This window comes from Rhodococcus koreensis (assembly GCF_017068375.1).
Lineage (GTDB): Bacteria > Actinomycetota > Actinomycetes > Mycobacteriales > Mycobacteriaceae > Rhodococcus_F > Rhodococcus_F koreensis.
The window spans coordinates 739,547-755,441 of sequence record NZ_CP070610.1 but is presented as its reverse complement, the minus strand read 5'-3'; the positions used below and the strand labels follow the sequence as shown (position 1 = coordinate 755,441).

Here is a 15,895-nt window from a genome sequence, read left to right as displayed (position 1 = left end):
CTCAGGGAACGAAAACGCCACTCAGGGAACGAAAACGCCCTTGCCGGCGGTTTGTTGCTCCGCCAGCGCGTATGCCTCCGATGCCTCCGTCAGCTTCCAGGTGTCCGTGAACAGGGCGTCGACATCGATTCCGCGGTCCAGCACGAACCGCGCGCAGTGCTCCACTGCCGGGACTGAAAGTGTCCACGACGGAACGCACGTGATCTGTTTGTAGAGGTGTTCGGTGAGGTCGAAGTTGATCGTGGAGCCGACTCCCACCCAGCTAGCTGTTCCCCATAGGTCGAGCACGTGCAGCGCGTCGGCTGCCGCCGACGACGCGCCCGAGGTCTCCAGGCTCTTCGGCACTCCACGACCGCCGGTGAGATCGCGCACCGCATCGGACACCGAGTCGACCTCGGCTGGGTTGATCACCTCCGAGGCACCGAAATCTCGGGAGCGCTCGAGTCGCTTTGCGGAGATGTCGAGTGCGATCACACGTGCACCCATTGCCGAGGCGAGCTGAGTGGCAGCGAGACCGACGGGCCCCTGACCGAAGATGGCGATGGTGTCGGCACCCTGCAGCTGGAGTCGCTTCAACGCACCCCAGGCGGTTCCTGTTCCACAGCTGATGGCCGCCGCAGCGAGGTAGCTCAGCCCTTCCGGCGCAGGAATGACGGTGCTGACTGGAACCTTGATGTAGTTCGCGTGGGCACCGGGCGCTGTTGCTCCCATGGCAGTGGCGCCATTGCGGCACATCTGGGTCCATCCGGATCTGCACTGATCGCAATGCTCGCACCCGAAGTAGTGGTGCACCATCACCGATCGACCCATCAGCTCCGGCGAGACGTCTGCACCTACTGCCACGATGTCGCCAGCTGGCTCATGGCCGGCGATGACCGGTTGACCGAGACGGGGGCCACGGAAGGTGTGCAGGTCGGATCCACAGATCCCAGAGGCTTTGACCTCGACGATCACCTCCTTGTTTCCGGGCGTCGGATCGGGGAAATCTTCGAGCTCCAATCGACGCTCGCCGTAGAACACAACACCCTTCATCGGGACACCTCCGGTTTGGTGGAACTACCCGCGCATCGTTGCGTGGGTCACAACACTAACGATACAATATTATCGATAACAGTCCCGGGTCAAGCGGTGGTGGGTTGCGTGAATCGCGGATCGACGGTTGCGTGGGCCAGGTCACTAGCGATACGATATTATCGATAATCAATCCGGGTAACGCCACAGCGGTGCGTGAAATCGCAGACGAGCACCGGAATTGGCTGTTCGTACGTGAGCGCAAAGGTTATGGAGGAAGCGGATGAACGTGGTGACCAACCACTTGAATGTGATGACTGATCACTCCCAGCTTTTCATTGGGGGCGAGTGGGTTGCACCGTCGGGCAAAGAGACGATCGAGGTGATCTCGCCGTGGACTGAAGAGGTCATCGCCTCGGTGCCGGCGGGCACGCCGGAAGACGTGGATCGGGCCGTAGCTGCAGCCCGCGGGGCCTTGAAGTCCGGCCCTTGGTCGACGATGACGCTCGGTGAGCGAATCAGCATCGTCGAGCGTCTTCGGGATCTGATGCTCGAGAACGCCGAGGAGCTGGCGCAAATCACGACAGCCGAGATGGGTTGTCCGATCAGTCAATCGCGCGCCATTCAGGTGCCGAACCCCGTTGGGATCCTTCAGGCCTACGTCGACACGATCAAGACCTACCCGTTCGAGGAGGTGCGGCGGTCGGCCAACGGCCAGGCGCTGGTCGTCCGAGAGCCCGTCGGCGTCGTGGCGGGGGTGGTCCCCTGGAATGTGCCGCTGTCGCTCACGATGCAGAAGCTGATACCGGCACTGCTGACGGGGTGCACCATCGTGCTCAAGCCGTCGCCGGAGACTCCTCTCGACTCCTACGTCGTCGCACGCCTGTTGCAAGAGGCCGGGTGTCCACCCGGCGTCGTCAGTATCGTGCCGGCTGACCGAGACGTCAGTGAGTACCTCATCTCGCACCCGGGCGTGAACAAGGTGACCTTCACCGGTTCGAGCGTGGCGGGTCGGCGAATTGCAGAGATCTGCGGCAAGGATCTTCGCCGAGTGACGCTGGAACTCGGCGGGAAGTCCGCAGCGGTAGTCCTCGACGATGCCGACCTCGGCATTGTCGCGGAGGCGCTCCGGATGGGATCGTTCCGAAACAACGGACAGATCTGCACGTTGAAGACCAGAATTTTGGTGCCGTCCAAGCGCCGAGACGACCTCATCGATCACCTCAACGCCATGCTCGACACCATGCCTATCGGCGATCCCAGTGCCGACGCGACCCAGGTCGGTCCGCTGGTCAGTGCGCGCCAGCGTTCCGTCGTCGAAGGCTTCATCGAGTCCGGACGGGCCGAGGGAGGAAAGATCGTGCGTGGAGGTGGCCGGCCGGACATCGACCACGGTTGGTTTGTCGAGCCCACCATCTTCGCCGACGTCGATCCAGATGCCACGATCGCGCAGCGCGAGATCTTCGGTCCCGTCGTGGCAGTGATGTCGTACGAGTCCGAGGAGGAAGCGGTGGCGATCGCGAACAGCACCACTTACGGCCTCAGCGGTGCCGTCTTCAGCGGCGATCCCCTGCGAGGCGTTCGCGTCGCGCGACAGTTGGAGACCGGCGCAGTTGAAGTGAACGGCAATCCAGCGGGCTTCTTGTCTCCGATGGGCGGTGTGAAGTACAGCGGACTCGGACGAGAGTTCGGCAAGGAGGGCATCGACCCGTTCATCGAATTCAAGTCGATCGGCATCCCCGCGGAGACCGCGGCAACCCTCGATTGATCCATCGCCAGCGGCCGACAATGAGGTCGTCGCCGCTCTGAACCCACAGGGAAGCACACGGCTCTACGTAGTGCTGATCAAGGAGATGAAAAATGTCTACTGCCGGGGCGCACCACAGACTGCTAGGAACGACGCTCCTAGAGCTTTCGCATCGGGATGGGCCCGTCCCGAAGAAGCCCGACCTGGTCGTGAATTGAAGCGGCCCAATATGTTGCGAGGCTCACCGCATGCCGATGGCTCAGCCGGTGGCATCGATATGATCGAGGCGATTATCGTTGGAGTTGGATGTCGCTTCGCCTACGACCAACGATGGGCTGCCACCACTCCATCGCACTAATCCAAGCGACCCGCCAAGGGCTCGCGCCCGTCCACGCTGGGTAGAGCGGGTAGGGCTCTCCGCATGCAAATTCGCTCGAACCGAGACTCTCGTCTGCAGAAGGCGCAACCGTGCCGGGCTCGTCTGTCTCTCTTTAGCCGTGACTACCCGTTTCACGTGACCCACGAGGCCGTCTTGCTTCCGCGATTTCCAATACCCGGCTGAGTCGAACCCGCCTGCCAAGACGTGCACGAACAGACGGAAACGGCGATTTTCGCTCCCCGCGACTGGGGTGGGCGCATCACCGACAGGCCCACCCTAAAAGCAATCGCACAGATGCATCGTACTTTATATATCAACCGATAATCTTTCAGTGTTTAGGAGATCTGACATGGCGGAGACCGCGAATCTTGAACCCCCTTTTCGGCGGCAGCTGAGCGAGGCGCTTCCGTCTGCCAACATCCCCACATTGCTATTGCTGCTGTACCAGTTCACCGGTGACTCACGGTGGATTTCGGCGCCCTACACGCTGAGCAAGAGCCGCTGGGACGACAACGACGCAGGCGGACTCGCTCCGGATCTGCAAGCGGAGGTCCGGGCCGCCGCACTGGAGGCGATCATCGCCTGGAAGAACGGCACTCCCATCGCAAAGCCCCGTCTGACGTCGGACGACATCATCTCAATGATGAGCTTCTCAGAGGCCGAGCCGATCCCGGCGGAGTACGCGGCGCTGATGACGCACAAGCTCGAGCAGTACTCGGGTGCCACGCCGGAGCCGATCGAGAACTGCGGCGGTTTCCGGGTGCTGATCATCGGAGCCGGTATGTCAGGTGTGGCAGCGGCCATCCGTCTCGGTCAGGCCGGTGTGGATTACACGATCATCGAGAAGCAGGACGACGCGGGTGGCGTCTGGCACTCACACCACTATCCCGGATGTGGAGTCGACACCCCCGGCCATCTCTACTCCTACACGTTCGCCGGTGGCGACTGGACCCACTACTATCCATTGCAGGACGAGGTCGAAGGCTACTTTCGTGGCGTCGCCAAGGATTCCGGCGTCCAGGAGCAAGTGCGCTACGGCACCGAATGCCTCGAATCCGTTTACGACGAAGAATCGCACCAGTGGCGCTCTCGGCTCCGCCTTCCCGATGGCACGGAAGAGGTGTTCGTCAGCGACGTGGTGGTTTCCGCAGTCGGTTGCTTCACCACACCCAAGTTCCCCCAGGTCCAGGGGCTGCACGACTTTGATGGCCCAATGGTCCACACCTCGGCGTGGGACCCGTCCATCGAGCTCGACGGGAAGCGCGTGATCGTTATCGGCAACGGTGCCAGTGCGATGCAGCTTGTCCCAGCGATCGTCGACCGCGTTGCCGAACTCACCATCTTCCAGCGGTCCAAGCACTGGGCAGCGCCATTCCCGAAGTTCCGCGTCCCGGTACCCGACGCAATTCGCTTCCTAGTGCGGGAAGTGCCGCACTACTTGTGGCTGTATCGCCTGCGTCTGAGCTGGATCTTCGACAGTCAGGTTCATGAGGCACTGCAGATCGACCCGGAGTGGGAGGACCCCGACAGGTCGATCAACGCCATCAATGACGGCCACCGCGAAGTATTCACCAAGTACATCGAGGAGCAGCTTGCAGATCACCCCGAGTTGATCGAGAAGGTCACGCCACAGTTCCCGCCGTTCGGGAAGCGCATGCTCCTCGACAACGGTTGGTATAGGTCGATCGCCAAACCGCACGTAACGCTCGTCGACGGTGGTGCCGCGCGTGTCGAAGGCAGAACAGTGTACGGCGCGCATGGAGAAGCGGTGGAAGCTGACGTCTTGATCGTCGCCACTGGGTACGACGTGACCCACTTCCTGTCTCCGGTCAAGGTCATCGGTCGTGGCGGGTTGGACGTGCGCGATGCGTGGGACGGTGATGACTCACGCGCCTATCTCGGAACAGTCGTGCCCGAGTTCCCGAACTTCTTCATGCTCTACGGACCTAACACCGCGCTTGGTCATGGCGGCAGCTTCATCTTCACCGTGGAGTGCCAGATCGACTACGTGCTCAGTGTTCTGCGTCAGATGACCGAGAAGTCGCTCGCCGAGGTCGAGTGCCGCCAGGAGGTCTACGACGAGTACAACGAGCAGATTCAGAACATGCATTCGCGCATGATCTGGAGCCATCCCGGGATGTCGACCTACTTCCGCAACGACCGCGGACGGGTCGTGACGAACAGTCCGTGGCGGTCGGTCGACTTCTGGAAGCTCACACGCGAAGCCGACCTCGACGACTTCGAGATCGTGCCGATCGAGAGCCACGTCTAGGTCCATCGCGTGCAATTGCCATCAACCAGGAGAAGTCCAATGTCCATAATGGTTACCGGAATCGGGTTCGTCGGCGGTTACGTCGTACGCGATCTTGTCGACGCCGGCCACGGTGTTGTCCTCTACGGATACTTCGGCGGAGTGCCGGGCGGCGACAGCCATCCCGACCTCGACAACGCGCGCCACATCCTCGGTGAGGAGCGCTGGAAGGACGTCATCGTCGCCCACGGCGACATATGTGATCGAGTGCTGCTCGAGCAGACCATCGCGGACCACAACGTCACAGGCATCGTCCATTTGGCGTCGATCGTCGCAGCGTCGTCAGAGAGCAACATTCCCCGAGCGATCGATGTGAACATCGGCGGCAGTGTCAACGTGTTCGAAGCAGCGTTGGCCCAGAACGTCGAGCGTGTGGTGTGGGCCAGCTCGATCAACGTCTTCGGCCCTCGGTCCCTCACTCGGAACGGCGTCATCGACGATTCGAGCCCGCTCGACCCCGGATCCGCATACGGAAGCACCAAGGCGTTCGTCGAAAACATCGCCAAGCGCTACCACGAAAACCGGAACCTGAACGTGGTCGGGTTGAGGCTCGGCAAGGTGTACGGGTTCGGCGAGCATGTCAAGGCGGGACGCGGCGGTGGCAACACCTGGTTCAAGAACTTGGTCGAAAACCCGGCACGAGGAATCGGCCCGAACCGCGTCCCCTTCGGAGACCGAAGTCTGGGCTTCCACTACATCGAGGACGTCGCACGTGCCTTCGTGACCGCGGTCGAGACTCGCGCTGGTGGGGGGCGCAGCTTCGTCACGACGGGTGACTACCGTCCTATTCGCGATGCATTCACATTCGTTCACCGACTCTTGCCTGACGCGCAGATGGAGCTCGTAGACGGCGCACAGGCAGCAGGACTCAAGGCTGGCGCCCAGACCAACTGGTCCCTCGAATACGACGCCAGCGTCGTAGCGGACACGATCGGCGTGAAGCCGAAATACTCCATGGAGCAAGGCTTGTGGCGAACCGTCAACGCGTACCGCGAGCTCGAGGGGTTGGTCCCGGTTTCATGGCCCAGCGACGACTGACGACATCTCCAAAGTTGTGACCGTTGCGCGAAGTGGTGACGATCTCTGTCGCGCCAGCACCGAAACGTGCGGCATCCGCGCGGTCCGACGCGGTCGGGATGGAAGTACAGAGTTGGACGGGACGACTTCGATACACGTAACACCGACTGAGTTTCGGTAGATGGACGGTGCGGAATAGTCATGAGTTTCAGGCGCACAACTTCGGAGGTAGGTAATCGATGGTCGCGATAGAGATGACCACAAGCAACGAGAAGCTCGAGGGATTCACCAGTGGACTCGAGGGTGTTGTCGCCTTCACCAGTGACATCGCCGAACCCGACAAGGACGGCGGCGCCCTGCGCTACCGCGGCGTCGACATCGAAGAACTCGTCAACAGGGGAGTGACGTTCGGCGACGTGTGGGCGCTGCTCGTCGACGGCCGCTTCGGCCAGGGCCTGCCGCCGGCCGAGCCGTTCCCGCTGCCCGTGCACACCGGCGACGTCCGCGTCGACGTCCAGGCCGGCCTCGCCATGCTGGCCCCGATCTGGGGGTTCACGCCGCTGCTGGACATCGACGACGACACCGCCCGCGAACACCTCGCCCGCGCCGCCGGGATGGCCCTGTCCTACGTCGCCCAGTCCGCACGAGGCATCTACCAGCCCGCCGTGCCCACGAAACGCATCGACGAGGCCAAGACCAACACCGAACGGTTCATGGTCCGCTGGAAAGGCGACCCCGACCCGGCCCACGTCGCCGCTATCGACGCCTACTGGGTCTCGGCCGCCGAACACGGCATGAACGCCTCCACCTTCACCGCCCGCGTCATCGCCTCCACCGGCGCCGACGTCGCCGCCTGCCTGTCGGGCGCGGTCGGCGCGATGTCCGGCCCGCTGCACGGCGGCGCCCCGGCCAGGGTGTTACCAATGGTCGAGGACACCGAGCGCACCGGCGATGCCCGCGCCCTGGTCAAGGGCATCCTCGACCGCAAGGAAAAGCTGATGGGCTTCGGGCACCGCGTCTACCGCGCCGAAGACCCCCGCGCCCGGGTGCTCCGCGCCACCGCGAACCGCCTGAACGCCCCCCGCTACGAGGCGGCCGCCGCACTCGAGCAGGCCGCCCTCGCCGAACTGCGTGAACGCCGCCCCGACCGGGCCATCGAAACCAACGTCGAATTCTGGGCCGCGGTCATCCTCGACTTCGCCGAGGTTCCGGCCGCGATGATGCCGGCGATGTTCACCTGCGGACGTACCGCCGGCTGGTGTGCGCACATCCTGGAACAGAAACGTCTCGGCAAGCTGGTGCGCCCCGCCGCCATCTACACCGGACCCGCTCCCCGCACCCCCGAATCCGTCACCGGCTGGGACGAGTTCATCCGCTGAACCGCGGGAAACCGGTGAAGCATTGCTCGAACCCAGTGAAAGACCACTGGACTCGCAGGTCTGTCGCGTCGCCGGTGTGCCCTCCAGTCGGACTATTGTGCGCGAGAAAGAATGGCGTATCGAATACACCGATGACGAGTTCCTCCTCGCTCTGCGCAAGTATCTGTAGCTGCACCGGAGCCAGCGAGTGACCACGCCGCCACCCAGAAGGCGCGCGCTGACTGAACCTACCGGCATCCTGAGGGAACGCCCACTCGACCATTCAAACTGTCGTCCCTGCCTGGGTAGTTCGGCTCCTTGATCGCCGCAGGGAGCGAGGGCCCTCGGTGTGGCCATCGCCGAGATTGCCTCGCTACCCCATGCCTCCCAATGCTTCTTACTGACAACAGAAGTGGGACGGAAGCAAACCGCTCGGTGATCGTGCAGATCTGCCGAGGACGCCCTCTTCAAAGAGGGACTGAGTAACTTCGGCGACTCAGTTACAACCTGGGATGCAAAGCGCAAATTGTAGGGACTGTGATGTTGACCGCACAGGGTTCATATATTATCGTTAAGACTCGGCTAGCGCTCACCAGGTCTCGAAGCCTCGGGAGCACCAGGCCGCGAGATCGGCTAGCGCGCGGAGGTGAAAGTGACATATGTAGCGGAGGGTTTCACGCTCGCCATATGTTGTGCGGCCCCGCAGATGATCTTGGGTGCGCGTGCCGATTCAACTGATGTGACACAAGCGGATAGTTGAGAAATTGGTGAGCCGAAGTCGACTTCGGCGACAAATCTCCTCGAACCGAGCGCGTCTTAGTTAGACGTTTGTCGAGAATAACACCCAAACCATGCATCTACGTAGGCACTGCAAAGGAGCAAGTACGGTGGATACCGCCCGCTTGAACAATGGATCGGACGACTTGCCCCCAGGAAGTCCGCGAAAAGATACCAAAGCGCCGAATATGCAAAAGAGGGCGACCGTAAGCGGAACAATTGGTCAAGCTCTTGAGTATTTCGACTTCACCATCTACGGCGCGCTCTCGGCTACGATCTTTCCGCAACTCTTCTTTAGCGATTTGGGTGAGTCGGGCGCACTCCTGGCATCGTTTGCAACGTTCGGCGTCGGCTTCGTCGCGCGGCCGATCGGCGCCGTCCTATTCGGCTATCTTGGAGATCGAATCGGACGCCGACCGGTACTGTTCATCACTCTCCTGATCATGTCGATTGCATCCATTTCAATTGGACTGCTGCCGACGGGTAAGGGCTTCGCTGTGGCCGCGATCCTTGTGGGTTTGAGGTTCATACAGGGACTCTCGCTTGGGGGCGAGTCGACCGGAAATCAGTTGATGGTCATGGAGCACTCCTCCCAGGATCGCCGTGGCCTCATGGGCGCGATCGTGAGTGTCGGCGTCCCGGCCAGTCAGCTGTTGGCGAGCGTCTCTCTGGTGGTGCTCACCTCCGTACTCAGCGAGGAACAATGGCTCTCATGGGGTTGGCGAATCCCATTCCTCGCCAGCATCGCATTGGTCGCGGTCGCAGTATTTATGCGGCTCAAGCTGACGGAAACGCCTGCGTTCAAGGTCGCGCAGAACACGCCGGTAGGTGAAGTCAAGGGGACAAGCAACGAGGGCGCCGGTCTTCGTGTTGTACGCACACATCCAGGGACAATCGCCAAGCTCACCCTCTCGTGGGGTGGAGTCCTTGTCACCGTCTACTTGGTCAGCGTCTATGGCCTCAGCTTGATGAAGAGCCAAGGAAACCTCTCCAACAGCACTACCTTTGTGATCTTGGCTATAGCCAGCACTTGCGGAATGGCCTGCTGCCTCGCTGGTGGATGGGTGAGCGACCGCATCGGCCGTAAGAAAACGGTGTTGATCGCGCTCGCCGGATGTGCCGTCGGTATGACGTTGTTCTTCCTCTCCATGCCCAGCGGTTCGGTTCTCTTCATCGGGTTTTCCGCGGTCTTTGCGTTGTGCTGGAAGGAGTTCGCGACTGGGGCCCAGCCAGCTCTTTTTGCCGAGCAGTTTCCAACCGAGCAGCGCTTTTCAGGGTCGGCTCTTTCAATTACATTTTCAAATGTGTTGTTCTCTGCACCCGCACCGATTGTTGCCGCCGCATTAAGCACTGCCGTTGGAAATATGGCCGTGCTGTGGGTGACTTTGGGTATCATCGCCATCTCGATCTGCGCTGTCCTTGCGACCACCGACCGGTCCGGTGTCGACTTGATATCGTTCCACGACACGGACGATCAGGAGCTCGCCAGAGCCGAGTCTGCATCGGACTTGAGTCTTTCTTCAACCGCCGGCGACCGCACCGAAGAGGGTCTGCGGAAGTAGTCGACTGCCGAACAGGGCCCGCAAGGGCACCTCGATGTACTCGGCCAGGACGTGGGTCGCGGTGCCGGCTTGAAACGAACAGAACCTCCGGTTGGTGTGTGTGGCTTGTCGAAGGCCCACGATCAACCGGAGGTTCTTCTGCTCCGGCTCGAACCACCTTTTACGGGCAGGGCGCTGACCGTCGATCGGTATCGCCAGGGGTGGCCAAAGGCTGGCGCACACCGCAGACCCAAGTTCGGTGACGAGCGGGGGCAAAGGACAGGAAAGCTTGGCCTCCGCCGTCCACGTCCTGCACAAACTGATGGAAGAGGCACCGATTTGCCTGAAACGACGACACGCTCGAACCTACTTGGCGCCCTTATTTATGCGGCTTTGACGAGCGCCGTCGTCAGTTCACTGGGCATGTTGCTCGTGCCGACCATCTCGGACGAGTTACACGTGGACGTAAGCGCGGCGCAGTGGATGCTCACCATCAACCTTCTCGTCGGGGCGATCGCAACGCCGATCATGGGCCGACTCAGCGACGGTCCTCACAAGAAGCGGCTGCTGCTCTGCTCGCTGCTGACGATCCTCCTCGGATCGGTCGTGGCCGCGGCGGCCCCCAACTTCACTGTGTTCCTGATCGGGCGCACACTGCAGGGACTGAGCTACGGGATCGTTCCGGTGACCATCGCCCTGGCTCGCCGCTACCTGACCGACAGCAAGATTCAGTTCGGCATCTCGAGTCTGTCGGTAACCGTCACGACGGGACTCGGCGTCGGTTACCCGCTGACCGGAATCCTCGCCGATCTGTTCGGCTTCCGGTTCGCCTTCTGGTTCGCGGCATTGTTCCTGACGACGACGGTCCTGGTGGTCTGGCGGGTCGTTCCCGCGGGCCCGGACGAGCGGGCACCGCGCCGACGCTTCGACGTGCCGGGGGCGCTCTTGATCGGTATGGGACTTACGGCATTGCTCGTCGCCGTGAGTGAAGGCTCACGCTGGGGTTGGACCAGTCTGTGGACGATCGGGTACTTCGTCACCGCGGGAACTATTCTCGCCGCGTGGTCCCTCGTCGAACTTCGCACACCACACGCGCTGATCGACCTACGCGTCCTGCGCAACGGTGATGTGCTCGTGGCCAACGGCACCGCGATCGGACTCGGCGCTGCCATGTACGTGGGACTGTCCATCGGTAGCCTCATCGCCCAGTCCCCGACTTCGACGGGATACGGCATCGCATTGCCGCTGTTCTGGGCGGGATTCGTGATGCTTCCCTTGTCAATCGGTAGTTTCGGTGCGAACCGGCTCGTGCGTGTCGTCGCCCGGTGGGTTCGCATGAGAACGCTGCTCCTCCTCGGCGCTGGCCTGGTGACCGCCTCGAGTGCGCTGCTGTGGTGGGCCCATAACGAATTGTGGGAAATTCTGGTCGGAATGTTCGGGTTCGGGATCGGGATGGGTATGACCTATGCGGCGATGCCGGCGCTGATCGCCCGCAGTGTTGCCGACACCGAACTCGGCAGCGCTGTGAGTTTCAACCAGGTCCTGCGCACGGTGGGAGGCTCCTTCGGCAGCGCCGTCTCGGGTGCGGTTCTCGCCGCGCATCTTGCTCCGGACCTGCACCCCACAGAGGCGGGAATCAAGCTAGCCCTCGCGCTCGGAGCGCTCGGTTGCGCAGTTGTGTTCGCCGCCCTCATCGTGAACCGCCTGATGACTCCGGGAAAACCCACCGTGAACCCCGGGAACAGCGAGTCCAGAAGCTCGACTGCAACCCAATTTCACACACGCCGCCGACGCCGGCCGCCACTGTAGTCGAGACGGTAGACAAGCGTGGGTTGCCGTTCCCGGAAGCCCTCCGCAGGAGATCACTTACGGTGGGATGAAAGGGAATCGCTGCCGATGACCATGCGAATCGTCGAACTTGGGTGTTCGGAACGAAAGTGTAAGTGCACCAACATTAGTCGGTTCACACCGATGATCTAAGATCATTGGCGCGGATGTGTCCCGAAGGGACACATCCGAGTTGTGGATAGAAAACGCGCGAAGTTGCTCGCGGCCGTCGTGCCCCGACCGATCTGCACAACCGGCACAACTGTCGGATCGTTCCGCGTGTTCACACGAATGGAGACTTGAATGCCTGAGTTCGAGACGACCGCTGATCTCTATGACGAGCACGGCGAATCGCTTAGCATATGTACCACTCAGTTCCGCCAATACGGCGGGCGCACGCGATTCCAAGGCACTCTCGCTACCTTTCGGGGGCACGAAGACAACGCGCTACTGAAAACTTTGGTCAGCGAGCCTGGGCACGGCCGGGTGATCGTGATTGATGGGGACGGCTCGCTCCACTGCGCCATGCTTGGGGACAAGGCGGCAGCCACGGCAGCACGGAACGGCTGGGAGGGTTTCATCGTCAACGGTGCCATCCGCGATGCGGCTGCGTTGGCCGTGATCAATATCGGAGTGAAGGCGCTTGGGACGAACCCCCGCAAGAGCGGCAAGGAAGGCAAGGGTAATCAGCTCGATGTCCCAGTCGCTTTCGGGGGCACCGTGTTCATTCCGGGTGCCCGTGTTGTGTGCGACGAGGACGGAGTGGTCCTCCTGCCCCGGCCGACCGCACGTTGAGGGAATCGGGAGCTGGACTCGCGACTACGAGCTCTGCTCGGGGACGAAGGATGAGTTGTAACGGGCTGCGAACTCAAGGAAGTGCCGCGGCCCGCAGGACGCGCGCCGAGATCCAGGCGGTAAGAGGCGGGCGCGGCTGCGTGTATCAGCTCACGTTCGCCTCGTCGTCGGTATCCCACAGCCCGCGCTGCTCGAGTTCTTCGATCAGGTTATCCGCACCGTCCAGGATGTGCGACTCCATGAGAGCCTTGGCCTTCTTTCCGGCGTGCTTCCGCAGCGCCTCAAGCAGAAGAGGGTGAGCGTCCTGTGTGGTGGTGAGGTGGCCCTCGATGGTGGCGTAGAAGCGGTTCGGAAGGTTCGTGACGACGGAGCCCAGGATGCGGGCGAGGCGCGGAGAGTCCGCGGTCAGGTTGATCTTGCGGTGGAACGCGTGGCCGAGGGAGGCGATACGTTCTGTGTCGCCCTGGGCGATGGCGTCCTGGTGCTGTTGAAGGGTTCCCTCGAGCTCGGTGATCTGCTGGGGGGTGATGTTCTTCGCGGCGCGGGCGGCCAGTTCACCGGCCAGTTGCGCCTGAGCCCAGAAGAGGTCACGTACGTCTTGCTTCGTGAACTGGGCCACGACGAAGCCGCGTCGGGGAACCATCTCGACGAAGCCTTCGCTCCGGAGCGCAAGGAGTCCCTCGCGCACGGGTGTAGTGCTGACTCCCACGGCTTCGGCGATCCGCTCGATGCGGAGAAATTCGCCCGCGCGCACCTCGCCGGAAATGATCATCTCGCGTACGTACGAGGCAACTTCGTCTGGAAGTTGCTGTCGTCTTGATCTGTCATTCAGGGGCATCGCCGGTCGTACCTTCCGGATTCAGAGACTAGACATAATGTACCATTCTATGGCCGCGGTCAACCGCAGTGTCGATAGGACTGTGCGCGGCCCGACCGGATCCGCAGCCGCGAGCGGTCATTGGGTGACCGCGGGACGTTGCGGTCTGCGCGGTCAATCCGTCGCCGGAACCACGGATGTCGACGCCGAATGCTTCGACACCGCCTGATGCGCAGGGCGCCGTCGCCTACGAGTGCTCACCAACAGCACAAGCGACGCGGCACCCGGGCGCATGACTCCGCGCTACCACTGGGCCAGAGGCGAACCCGGATTCGGCGGCGGCGGATCCGCTCCGCGTACCGACTTTCGAACTCCTCCGCGATGCCACCGACGAGCATATCCGGCACGCCTCCCGGTGTGCCATATCACAGTCGCGTACCTGTCGGCTTCCGCGACTCGTCAAACACCTGCAGTTTCTGGCCGAGAACTACGTCGACCAGGCGCTCGTCAAGGACGCACTTCTCCGGGGACTGTCCCAATCGGAAGTGGCGAAGCTTATTGGCATGAGCAAGAAGACGGTCAACACGCACGCTCGCGTGCCGTTCATGCGTTACGCGTCGGCGATCGACCCCCGCGCCGATGTCCGCGTGCGCAGTGACCGTGACTTCTTCGCGACCGTGAACGGCTACTCGTGGAGTCCGATTGACCGGGGTCAAAAGGACGCCGGTGACCGCAGAACGGCGCTCAACCCCTTTCGCCTCCTTGGCTCTCGACAACCTGGTGGGAATCTTAATCACGGTCGGTGTTTTGGCGGCGTCTGCATGCTCCTGTACGCGGCACTCTCAACGTAGTGTCCCCGACCATCACGAAGTTGTCATGAGCAACTTGGTGTGGTGTATGGAGAGTCCCGGACCGAGTCGTGATACCGAGGCGTGCGATTGAATCGCTGCACGGTCCTGCGCGTTGATGTGCTCGAGCCACGCCGTCGCGGGACTGCGCCGCTGACACCCCAATTATGTTCAAGACCCGCAGATCTCGAACAGTCCGGCAGCGCCCATGCCGCCGCCGATGCACATGGTAACCACGACGTATCGGGCCCCGCGGCGACGCCCTTCGAGTAGTGCGTGTCCGACGAGGCGGGCGCCGCTCATCCCGTAGGGGTGGCCGACGGAGATGGCGCCGCCGTTGACGTTGAAACGATCGGGGTCGATGCCGAGGTCGTCGCGGCAGTACACCGCCTGGGAGGCGAAGGCCTCGTTGAGTTCCCACAGGTCGATGTCGTCGATCTTCAGGTCGTGTTGGCGGAGCAGTTTCGGGATGGCGTGGACCGGGCCGATGCCCATCTCGTCCGGGTGACTGCCCGCGACGGCCATCCCTCGGTAGGTGCCGAGGACATCGAGGCCGCGGCGGGCCGCCTCCCGGCCCTCCATTAGCACGGCGGCCGAGGCGCCGTCGGAGAGCTGGGAGGCGTTGCCTGCGGTGACGGTGGCCTTCTCGGTGACCTGCCCGTCCTCGAGGACGGTGCGCAGCCCGGCGAGTCCGGCGAGATCGGTCCGTGGGCGGTTGCCTTCGTCCTGGGTCACGGTGACCGTCTCGACGCCGGCCTCCCCGGTGGAGCGGTCGGTGACCGCTTTGGTGGTGGTGAGGGGAACGATCTCGGCATCGAACAGCCCCGCCTGCTGAGCGGCGGCGGTGCGGTGCTGGGACAGAAGTGCGAAGGCGTCCTGGCGATCGCGGGAGACGCCGTAGCGTTCGGCGACGATCTCGGCCGTCTCGAGCATCGGCATGTACGTCTGCGGCAGGTTCTCCACCAACCACGGATCGCGGGCCCGGTAGCGGTTCGCGTGATCATTCTGCACCAGCGAAATCGATTCGACGCCGCCGCCGACCGTGACGGTCATGCCGTCGGCAATGATCTGTTTCGCGGCGGTGGCGATGGCCATCAGCCCGGATGCGCACTGGCGGTCGATGGTCATACCCGGCACGGTGACCGGCAGCGAGGCGCGCAGCGACGCCTGGCGGGCGATGTTGAGTCCGGAGGCGCCTTCCTGCATGGCGCAGCCGAGGACGACGTCGTCGATCTCGCCGGGGTCGATCGAGGCCCGCTCGACCGCGGCGGTGATCGCGTGGGCGGCGAGGTGCTGCGGCTGGGTGTTGTTGAAGGCGCCGCGGTAGGCCTTGCCGATCGGGGTTCGTGCCGTGGAGACGACGACGGCTTCTCGTGTCATGAGGTTTCCTTCCAGGGGGGATTGGTCGATGGCCTCGGTCGCGAGGCTGATAGCGCGCGACCGGGCGGGGCGTGGTCCAGGGTCACA

The 15,895-nt window shown here is 62.6% G+C and carries 11 protein-coding genes; 8 read left to right on the top strand and 3 right to left on the bottom strand.

What is annotated here, in order from left to right; all coding sequences use genetic code 11:
• Positions 1-21: 21 nt before the first annotated feature.
• Positions 22-1,032 (bottom strand): zinc-binding dehydrogenase, encoded by a 1,011-nt coding sequence (locus JWS14_RS44430; RefSeq protein ID WP_206016648.1) that lies wholly within the window; start codon positions 1,030-1,032, stop codon positions 22-24.
• 292 nt (positions 1,033-1,324) lie between these two features.
• On the opposite strand from JWS14_RS44430, the gene JWS14_RS44425 reads away from it, so the two are divergent.
• From JWS14_RS44425 to rraA, 7 genes are all read left to right on the top strand, one after another.
• The gene (locus JWS14_RS44425) at positions 1,325-2,779 is read left to right on the top strand and encodes an aldehyde dehydrogenase (RefSeq protein WP_206016647.1); all 1,455 of its coding nucleotides are present in this window, start codon (positions 1,325-1,327) and stop codon (positions 2,777-2,779) included.
• 707 nt (positions 2,780-3,486) lie between these two features.
• A complete protein-coding gene (locus tag JWS14_RS44420) occupies positions 3,487-5,409 on the top strand; it encodes a flavin-containing monooxygenase (protein ID WP_206016646.1) in 1,923 nt (640 codons plus the stop codon).
• A gap of 39 nt (positions 5,410-5,448) precedes the next feature.
• Complete coding sequence (locus tag JWS14_RS44415) at positions 5,449-6,486, top strand: NAD-dependent epimerase/dehydratase family protein (RefSeq protein WP_206016645.1); 1,038 nt, start codon at positions 5,449-5,451, stop codon at positions 6,484-6,486.
• A 233-nt stretch (positions 6,487-6,719) separates the two neighbouring features.
• Positions 6,720-7,844: a citrate synthase 2 gene (locus tag JWS14_RS44410; RefSeq protein WP_206016644.1), complete on the top strand. Its 1,125-nt coding sequence runs from the start codon at positions 6,720-6,722 to the stop codon at positions 7,842-7,844.
• A gap of 866 nt (positions 7,845-8,710) precedes the next feature.
• A complete protein-coding gene (locus JWS14_RS44405; protein WP_206016643.1) occupies positions 8,711-10,162 on the top strand; it encodes an MFS transporter in 1,452 nt (483 codons plus the stop codon).
• A 318-nt stretch (positions 10,163-10,480) separates the two neighbouring features.
• On the top strand, positions 10,481-11,950 hold the full coding sequence (locus tag JWS14_RS44400) for an MFS transporter (protein WP_206016642.1): 1,470 nt from the start codon (positions 10,481-10,483) through the stop codon (positions 11,948-11,950).
• 321 nt (positions 11,951-12,271) lie between these two features.
• The gene (rraA, locus tag JWS14_RS44395; RefSeq protein WP_206016641.1) at positions 12,272-12,763 is read left to right on the top strand and encodes a ribonuclease E activity regulator RraA; all 492 of its coding nucleotides are present in this window, start codon (positions 12,272-12,274) and stop codon (positions 12,761-12,763) included.
• Between the two features lie 145 nt (positions 12,764-12,908).
• Here the strand turns inward: rraA and JWS14_RS44390 are convergent, their stop codons facing one another.
• Positions 12,909-13,601 (bottom strand): GntR family transcriptional regulator, encoded by a 693-nt coding sequence (locus JWS14_RS44390; RefSeq protein WP_206016640.1) that lies wholly within the window; start codon positions 13,599-13,601, stop codon positions 12,909-12,911.
• Positions 13,602-14,143: 542 nt separating this feature from the next.
• Here JWS14_RS44390 and JWS14_RS50780 point away from each other — a divergent pair.
• A complete protein-coding gene (locus JWS14_RS50780) occupies positions 14,144-14,431 on the top strand; it encodes a hypothetical protein (RefSeq protein ID WP_241031797.1) in 288 nt (95 codons plus the stop codon).
• 168 nt (positions 14,432-14,599) lie between these two features.
• Here the strand turns inward: JWS14_RS50780 and JWS14_RS44380 are convergent, their stop codons facing one another.
• Positions 14,600-15,808: an acetyl-CoA C-acyltransferase gene (locus JWS14_RS44380; RefSeq protein ID WP_206016639.1), complete on the bottom strand. Its 1,209-nt coding sequence runs from the start codon at positions 15,806-15,808 to the stop codon at positions 14,600-14,602.
• Positions 15,809-15,895: the final 87 nt, after the last annotated feature.

Coding starts and splice junctions, on each gene's coding strand:
- JWS14_RS44420 (WP_206016646.1), top strand. CDS start 3,487: ATGGCGGAGACCGCGAATCTTGAACCCCCTTTTCGGCGGCAGCTGAGC.
- JWS14_RS44410 (WP_206016644.1), top strand. CDS start 6,720: ATGACCACAAGCAACGAGAAGCTCGAGGGATTCACCAGTGGACTCGAG.
- JWS14_RS44380 (WP_206016639.1), bottom strand. CDS start 15,808: ATGACACGAGAAGCCGTCGTCGTCTCCACGGCACGAACCCCGATCGGC.
- JWS14_RS44415 (WP_206016645.1), top strand. CDS start 5,449: ATGTCCATAATGGTTACCGGAATCGGGTTCGTCGGCGGTTACGTCGTA.
- JWS14_RS50780 (WP_241031797.1), top strand. CDS start 14,144: ATGAGCAAGAAGACGGTCAACACGCACGCTCGCGTGCCGTTCATGCGT.
- JWS14_RS44425 (WP_206016647.1), top strand. CDS start 1,325: ATGACTGATCACTCCCAGCTTTTCATTGGGGGCGAGTGGGTTGCACCG.
- JWS14_RS44430 (WP_206016648.1), bottom strand. CDS start 1,032: ATGAAGGGTGTTGTGTTCTACGGCGAGCGTCGATTGGAGCTCGAAGAT.
- JWS14_RS44390 (WP_206016640.1), bottom strand. CDS start 13,601: ATGCCCCTGAATGACAGATCAAGACGACAGCAACTTCCAGACGAAGTT.
- rraA (WP_206016641.1), top strand. CDS start 12,272: ATGCCTGAGTTCGAGACGACCGCTGATCTCTATGACGAGCACGGCGAA.